The organism is Massilia sp. DJPM01 (assembly GCF_030348125.1).
GTDB classification, from domain to species: Bacteria; Pseudomonadota; Gammaproteobacteria; order Burkholderiales; family Burkholderiaceae_D; genus Telluria_A; species Telluria_A frigida.
In genome coordinates, this window is the sequence record NZ_JAQOZV010000108.1 from 1 (window position 1) to 6,703 (window position 6,703).

At 54.6% G+C, this 6,703-nt stretch carries 7 protein-coding genes and 2 pseudogenes; all 9 read right to left on the minus strand.

All coding sequences use genetic code 11. From position 1 onward, the window contains the following. On the minus strand, window positions 1-715 hold a 715-nt coding region (locus PO883_RS33305), incomplete at its 3' end, for a relaxase/mobilization nuclease domain-containing protein (RefSeq protein WP_289313611.1). Then, complete coding sequence (locus tag PO883_RS33310; RefSeq protein ID WP_289313612.1) at window positions 712-1,116, minus strand: mobilization protein; 405 nt, start codon at window positions 1,114-1,116, stop codon at window positions 712-714. The genes PO883_RS33310 and PO883_RS33305, both read right to left, overlap by 4 nt. A 110-nt stretch (window positions 1,117-1,226) precedes the next feature. Continuing rightward, on the minus strand, window positions 1,227-1,703 hold the full coding sequence (locus tag PO883_RS33315) for a hypothetical protein (protein ID WP_289313613.1): 477 nt from the start codon (window positions 1,701-1,703) through the stop codon (window positions 1,227-1,229). A gap of 114 nt (window positions 1,704-1,817) precedes the next feature. After that, window positions 1,818-3,065 (minus strand): type II restriction endonuclease, encoded by a 1,248-nt coding sequence (locus tag PO883_RS33320; RefSeq protein ID WP_289313614.1) that lies wholly within the window; start codon window positions 3,063-3,065, stop codon window positions 1,818-1,820. After that, window positions 3,062-3,506 (minus strand): annotated as a pseudogene (locus tag PO883_RS33325) (very short patch repair endonuclease). The gene PO883_RS33320 and the pseudogene PO883_RS33325 overlap by 4 nt, the downstream one beginning before the upstream one ends. After that, window positions 3,506-4,768: a DNA (cytosine-5-)-methyltransferase gene (gene dcm, locus PO883_RS33330; RefSeq protein WP_289313615.1), complete on the minus strand. Its 1,263-nt coding sequence runs from the start codon at window positions 4,766-4,768 to the stop codon at window positions 3,506-3,508. Before dcm ends, PO883_RS33325 begins: the two are co-directional and overlap by 1 nt. Before the next feature lie 459 nt (window positions 4,769-5,227). Beyond that, the gene (trfA, locus tag PO883_RS33335) at window positions 5,228-6,133 is read right to left on the minus strand and encodes a plasmid replication initiator TrfA (protein WP_289313616.1); all 906 of its coding nucleotides are present in this window, start codon (window positions 6,131-6,133) and stop codon (window positions 5,228-5,230) included. A 12-nt stretch (window positions 6,134-6,145) separates the two neighbouring features. Further along, entirely contained in the window at window positions 6,146-6,460 is a 315-nt protein-coding gene (locus tag PO883_RS33340) for a hypothetical protein (RefSeq protein WP_289313617.1), read from the minus strand. Between the two features lie 58 nt (window positions 6,461-6,518). Further along, window positions 6,519-6,703, minus strand: a pseudogene (locus tag PO883_RS33345) (hypothetical protein); the annotation flags it as partial.

Consider the following 6,703-nt stretch of genomic DNA (forward strand, 5'->3'; position numbering starts at 1 on the left):
TCGGACTGTATCCCTTGCCCAGGTCGCTACCTTTCATGGTCATGCCGTCCAGCCGATACGACAGGCCCGACAACTTCGCCCCCTCAAGCTGAGCGACTGGCACCAGCTCGACGCCCACGGCTTCCAGCCGCTCCTGGTACTCGGTAAAGCTTCGGCAACCCCTAGCCGCTGCATCGCAAAACTGCTGCAACTGCTGCCGGGTGGAGGGCTCACCAGTCCGTAAATGTTGCTCAATCTCGCCCTTGGTTGGCGCTTTGCGCTCGGCCTCGATGCTCGATGGGACCCGTTGCAGCCCGTAATCCTTCTCCAGCTCGCGCATGATGACCTCCTGACGCTTGTAGTCATGGCTATCGCTGGTCACGCTGCCGTCAAAGCGAATGCGATTCGCCAAAATATGGATGTGCTCGTGCTCCGTATCAACATGACGGGTCATCACAAACTGGTTGTTTTCCAATCCCATGCCCGCCATATACCGCTTCCCAATCTCGCGCCACTGGTCATCAGTGAGGATTTCACCCGGAGCAGCAGACAGTGAAACGTGCAAAACGGCCTTGCCCAAGTTAGGTCTTAACTTGCGAATTTCTCCGAATTCAGCCGCAAGTTCTCGCGGTTTTTCACCCGCCATGTTCTTGTCAATCACGCGGCCTTGCTCCTTCGTGAGGTCGTATTCCAACGCACCCCGGAAGCCTTTGCCCTTCACCGCCTTGGCAATCATTCGCTGCCTTTCATGCCAATCAGCGCAAGCCGCAACTGATTAACTTCCGCACGCAGACTCTCAATAAGGCTGTCGCTTATCACGACATTTCGACCTTCGTTCCCCGCCCTGGTTAACTGATTCAGATTTGCTGAAAGTCGCGCTAGGTCGGCGTATTCCTCACGGTTGATTGCCGGAACTGGCGGCGCCGGGAGACGACGCGATAAAGCAGCCTGGCGCAACCAATGCGCCGGCGTCACGCTCATCGCGTCGGCCTTGAGCTTCAAGGCTTCGAATTCGGAACGCGACACGCGCACGCCGATGGTCACATCGCGGACGGTGCCGGGTTCGCTTTTTGGACGGCCACCTCGCCCCCGCCTAGGCGCAGCGGTGCCGTCTGGTTCTAGCTTTTGCTGTTGCATTTACAACCCTCCGAGCGCAGCGAGTGGGGGCGATGACCGCAGGGAAGAGGCTAGTTTTCGCTTGCGAAAACATGGCTTGCTTCTAACCCGCATACCCACCAATAACTTTATCATACGCCCATCGACGATGAAGGCGTAACACCACCCACCGGCTCCACAACATCGGCCAATAAATCAGCCTGACCCAGCACCACCACAACAGCCAAGCTCTCACGCTTCGGCTTTGGGTGCCCGACCTTGCGCAATGCCTTCGCTACACCACTCAATGCGCCCCAGGTTGCAGCTGCTTCGCTATCCGTCATGGCCGCACCTGTGGCCCTGATGGATTGTGCAAGCTCGACCAAAGTCCCTGCTGCACTCATCACGCGCTTCTGGTTCAACCTTTCTGCTTTAACGGCCTGCCGCGCCTCAAACCATACCGCCAGTTCCTGCCGCTCCGGTTCAGTCAATTCGGCAACTTCGACGGATGGGAATTTGTCTGTATACCGATCGAATGCACTCACCAGCTTTTGACGGCTCCGCTTGCTTACCGGATCATAGAATGACCGGATGCACTGGATTTTCTTACCTTGCTCTCGAAACTGCATAAAGGATACCTATATATCTGACTAACATACTATATATTATCATGCGAACATATTGATATTTATCTGATAAACAGATATATTTTTTGATGCCTAGTATTGAAATAATCTATCTGATTAGGCGGTCTGCTTTGAACGTACTAGGCTCGTAAATGCTTCCACGTCCATCAGCCACGCTTGCTGGGCAGGCGTATAGGTCTGATGCAAGCCACGCGGTAAGACGAGTTGCAGGCGCTTGCTCGCCATTTCGTCAGTCTGATGGGTAGAGATAGCAGTTTCCAGTGTCAGCAGGTGTTTATTGTCTATTCTGTCAGCCTCAGCGAGTACCTGTCGCCAGCGGTCTTTACATGTAGATTTCACACCCAGCATAGTCAGCTTCAATGAGTCATACGCTGGGTTGTGGTATTCCGCCACGCTAGGAAACAGAAAATCCGGCTTGGCCTTGTTTTCTGTGACAGCGGTGCGTGCATAACGCAGACCGTTTTCCACAAACAACAGTTCAAGATGGTTTTCCAGCGCAAGCCCGACCCGGCTTTTACGGCGGTTTTGCACCGACAGGGAAAATGACAGGAATCCATCCACGTCAACGCCTGCATTCACTTCGCCTGCGAACCCTTTTGATAAACGGTCGGCGATGAGGTAGCGTTCAAGAGTGCGGAACAGAATTTCTTCGCGCTCCATCCACGTCATTATCACGAGGTCCGGTTCGGCGCGTGCGTCAAGGTCTTTAAGGGTTGAACGTGCATAAGCCGAAAAATCGCGGGTCGTAGGGAACTTCCCCTTAAACTTTTCAAGCATGACATCAAGGTAAGTTTCGGCTGATGTCTCAACTACAACACCTATGCTTTCAAGAATAAAGCGAGATGCAAATTCGATGCGATCCTGCTCCGTTTCCAATTCGGATTTAACAGAAAACCCTGGGTGTGTAAGGTCAGCAAAACCAAACAGCCATTCAATCTGGTTAACAATGCTAGACTCGTTTTCAGCAATGACAACCAGCAAGCTGCCATCTCGCTGCTTCGCAATCACAAGCAGATCGCCAGCAGCCGCATTCAGCGAAACATTGGTTGTCTTAAAATACAGACGGTATTCCCAGCGCATTACCCCACGCTCGTTTCGTGCCCTCTGCCGTGCGTCATACCATGTCAACGTACTTTCTTCGACTATCGGTTCATCGTCCTGGTCAGTGAGGTACATTAGTTTTGCCTGATATTGCACCTTGCCTTCGGGCTCGCCAAGAATCTCTCGCAAGCCTTCTACTCCGTTGAACTCATGCTGATGTGATTTGATAACATCAGCTTCGACTGCACTCAAACGCTTGGCTGCGACACCCTCAAAATACTCGGACAAATACCCTCGCTTCATCCCCGCTCCTCGATAAATGGGGCACTGCTACGAAGCCAGTCGTCAAGGCTTTGTGCAACTCCCTCAATGTTTTTACAAGCCCCACGAATGGCGCACTCCCATACGATGCCAACCCGCCATCCACTGGCAAGCAGGGCTTCGCTCGACTTATGATCGTTTGCGGTTTCGTCCGATTTTCTCCCGCCAAAAATCCGGGCGGGTGCCGGGCCATTTAAACAACGGGCAATCGTGCCCATGCCAAAAGCATCCATGCACGAATATCACTGCATGATAGCGTGGCAGCACGATGTCAGGCTTGCCCGGTAAATCACGGACATGAAGACGAAACCGGAACCCACGACGGTGCAACAAACTGCGTATCAAAATTTCCGGTTTGGTGTTTCGTCCCCGTATGCCGGACATCATCCGGCTCCGGGTGGCGCTGTCCACTACGTCGGCCATCAGGCAAATAGCGGTAACGCAAGCGGACTGCCGTCACGTTCATGCGCGATCAACGCTTGAACGTGGGGAGCCATGATGCGAGCGACTTCCCGCATGACTGGCATAACGACACTGTTACCGAACTGGCGATACGCCTGCGTGTCGCTTACGGGAATTCTGAATGTATCGGGAAAACCCATTAGACGGGCGCATTCGCGTGGTGTCAGGCGGCGCGGGCGTTTCTTGTCTTGATTGACAAGAATTTCAGAACCGTCCTTGTGATACCTAGCAGATAGTGTGCGCGTCACACTATCTGAAAACGCCATGCCAAAACCGAAGCCGTTCCCGGCTGCGCGGTGTTTTTCAGCATAAGCTTGGAGGTAGGCCCACAGATTAGGCGTCAGTGTATATTTTGGCTGCACAACGCATTTTTTGTGGTCGAAAAATCTGTCTTCGTCCCATGATAAAACAGGTTCTGTTCCATCGGTCTTGTGCAGAATTGACGCGAGGCGCGGACTATCAGTCGGCAGGTGCAAGTCATCCCACGAAAATCCTGTTTTTTCTCGGAAGCCGACGATGATAATTCGCTCGCGATGCTGCGGCGTGAAATGCTGGCCGTCGATCACCTTGTAATGCACATCGTAACCAAGCTCATCTCTAAGTGTTTGCAGGATTACCTTGAACGTATTGCCCTTGTCGTGTGAAAGCAGGTTCTTCACGTTTTCCAGCAGAAACGCCGCAGGCCGCTTGGTGGCGATCATCCTGGCAACGTCGAAAAAAAGCGTCCCTTGGGTGGTGCATTCAAAACCGTGCGGCCGTCCGAGTGAATTTTTCTTGCTTACTCCGGCGATACTAAACGGCTGGCATGGGAAACCGCCCAGCAGCACATCGTGGTCGGGCACATCTTCGGCAGGAAACGGCACAATATCGCCGACAAAATGATGATGGTCGCCGTAATTTTCGATGTAGGTCTTTTTCGAAAAATCGTTCCATTCACTGGTGAAAACGCATTCGCCGCCATGCGCCTCGAAGCCCATGCGGATGCCACCGATACCTGCGAACAGATCAACAAAACGAAACCGATGATCGCTAGTCACATTGCAAATTGCCTGTGTTTGCAGCATGTCCCGCAGCGCCGGTTCAAGCATGGTCGGGCATGGAGTCTCACCTTTTTCCCAACGACCAACAGTTTTAGCATTCTTGCCGACCCGTTCGGCAATTTCGCGTTGCGTAAACCGGCTTCGCGCTTGTTTTAGTAGTTCAAGTGTCTGAGCGTGGGTCATTTTTCATCTCTGGGTATATTTGTGGACATTATGACCCACATCATTCCCTTTAACCAGGATTTTTTGAGGAATGTTATGTCACTAATTGCCTCAACTTGACAGACACGCCCCTTAAACCGGTTTTACGTTCCGTTGCACTTGAAACCCACATTTTGGAGGGGTTGTGCCTTACCTTTCCCCTGCCGCGCAGCGGTGGGGGCGGTGTGTCAGGCTCCGACCTCGCTTTGCTCGGTCGGAGCGCGTTTTTACGTGCGCGTGGATTAAAGAAGGATTAAAACCTGATTAGCATATTTTTCGTAGATGCTGAAACCCGCATGGATACTGGCTTTCCGGGATTTCTGCCTGTGGATAGCGTAGCTGCTGGAACGGTATAGCGTAGCTGCTGGAACGGTATAGCGTAGCTGCTGGAACGGTATAGCGTAGCTGCTGGAACGGTATAGCGTAGCTGCTGGAACGGTATCAGCCGCGAGGCTTCCGGGACTTGCTTGCCAGCTTGGCCAAGTGCCGCCGCTGTGGCCCGCTAGCCCGCTTCTCGACGTGCACAAGGTCGCTGCGAATCTCGTAGCTGAACCCTTCGCCGTGGGCTGCGCTTGCCTCTACCACTGCATCCAGCGCCTTCCGCAGCTTCTGCCGTCCGCTGGTCGGACTCGCGTCCTCACTGCCGCACAGCTTGAGCAAGGTTTCGACTTTGAATGGGAACGGCTTGGCGTGGCTGGCATAAAACCCATGCAACCACTGCGCAATCTGCTGGCCGTTCAGCGCGTGACGCACCGCCCATTCGATCTGCGTGAACTGGTCGGCGGCGTAGAGCGGGCGCAGCTTAGCATCCAGTTCGATGACCCATTCCTGCGTATCCTCGTCCTTGGCCGCCCCTGCGATCAGGCCGCCGATGTAGGTGTAGCGACCCTGTTTGACCTCGACGGCGTTGGCTCGCAGCCGGGTGATTCGCTCGTGCAGCGTTACCCGGTTCTTGCCGGTGTCGGTCTTACCCATAAGTTTCAGCAAGGCGTAGGACGTGAGGCGGCATTGACTGCCCAGCTCCTGAAGGCGCACGGCGTGCAGTACGCTTTCCCACACGTCAAGGTCGCCTTGGTCAAGGCGTTCGCCCGTGTAGCGGATCTCGATGCCCTCAAGGGCGGCAAGCTGCTCGCCCTTGACGAAGCGCCGCCGCCCCTTGCGAATCGCGCCGAACAGGGCCGACCGTAGAAAGCCGTTTGGCACGGCCCGGACAGGCTCCGGCCACAAAGGCAACTGCACTACGTTCTTCGGCAAGGGCGCACCAGGCAATGGCTCGCGCTCGGCGCGCTGCTTCGCCTTCGCCTGCATTTCTGGAATTAGTGCCAACAAGTTGTTGAGCTTTTTCATTTGGCTTTCCCGCTATGGCAGACCATCTTTACGATCGTTGTCCTGCTCAAATGCTTGGAGCAAATGCTCGTCATCAGGAAGGAGATAATACGTCCCGCCATCATTGGCCGGGCGACTTCTGTAGCTAGGGTCTCGCTCTCCAGTTACGACAATACGCGGCTGCTCGGTGTACACGGCAAGCTCGCTTTGCATTCCGTCCAAAGCATCTGCCTCGCTCTCATAGCCCGCCCCATTTACGACGTCAACGCCATCTGCGGCAATGGCCCATGACCACTGCCCGCTCGATGCTTTGTAGACCCTGCCTTGGTAGATCGTTTTATTGTCCATTTTTCAATCCTTTGTCAGTTTCCACACACCGCCCCACCGCTGCGCGGCAGGGGAAAGGTCACCCCAGACTCTGGCCACCGCGATCAAGCTTCGCTTCCCGCGCCTTCTCCAAGGCCTGCTCCTGCCGGTACTGCTTCACCTCCGGGGCGTTCCACGCCTTTTCAGCCGTGCGCCTGGCGTAGTCCTCGATGTGACCCGCCTTGCGGCTCTCCACATTCGGAGAGCACTCCCGGATACCCTTCT